This is a genomic window from Roseibium sp. RKSG952 (assembly GCF_009711355.1).
This window is the reverse complement of record NZ_SMMF01000421.1, coordinates 1-904: the sequence shown is the minus strand read 5'-3', so window position 1 is coordinate 904 and position 904 is coordinate 1. Positions and strand designations below refer to the sequence as shown.

Genomic DNA, 904 nt, shown 5'->3' with positions numbered 1-904 from the left:
TAACCTGACCACTTCACGCGTTTGAGTGCGGGTCAAACAGGATCATCGGCAGGGACAAAGGTTGCCCGCATGCCTCTCGGCCACCGGTAATCACCGATGGTCACCGCGTTTCGGTGACGGATCTGCACGCGCAGCTGCTCCCAGCTGTAGGGTCCGGTCAACGTCAGTTCCTGATAGCGGGCGGATTGTTTCCAGTAGCCGCCCGTGTGCCGGTCCTCTCCCTGGGTGCTGTACCAGGTTGCGGGCGGCAGGTAGATCCTGTGTTTCGCAAGCCGCCCATGCCACAGGGTGTCCTCGCGCGGATCATACATCCACATGCCCGCTTTCCGGTCAAAACCGTGAACCCAACGCTCAAACGGGCGCGCGGCATAACGGGGGACAAACCATGCCCCTGCCTCCCGCTCATGGCCCCGGGCCCAGACTGAGGGTGGCAGAAACGGGATCCAGATCTGTGCGATCCCGGCTTGCGCGTAGGCAAGTGCCCGCGCTTCGATCTCGTCAAGAGTGATGCTGGTATGCTGAAGCTCGAAGGCAACGCTGGTGCCGTTGGGCTTCCAGGCCATCACATCCGCCCGGCGCACACCCGTTGGCGTGCTGACCACGAACTCGACCTCAGACCGGATATCACGGTCAGAAAACGATTTGGCCAAGTGCGCCTTGGCCTTGAGATGGGCTTGTGTTTCCCCCTTGCCCCATGCGCATGAGACAGGCGGTTTATGGGCAAAATGATGGATGACCTTGCGGCCTTTCCTCAGGATAAGCTCACCTCCGCAACACGGACAGATGTATTCCGGCCCGCGTTCTGCGCGGGCTGCCACAATACGGTGTCCCTTTAACAACGCGATCAGCAAGGAATCGCTCTCCAACCCACCCTGACAAGGTCCTTTGATATATCAGCACCAAG

Annotated in this window: 1 protein-coding gene; it reads right to left on the bottom strand. The window is 60.2% G+C overall.

Features of this window, described 5'->3' with window-relative positions:
• Positions 1–32: 32 nt before the first annotated feature.
• Positions 33–818 (bottom strand): competence protein CoiA family protein, encoded by a 786-nt coding sequence (locus tag E1297_RS01335; protein ID WP_196223109.1) that lies wholly within the window; start codon positions 816–818, stop codon positions 33–35.
• Positions 819–904 lie beyond the last annotated feature (86 nt).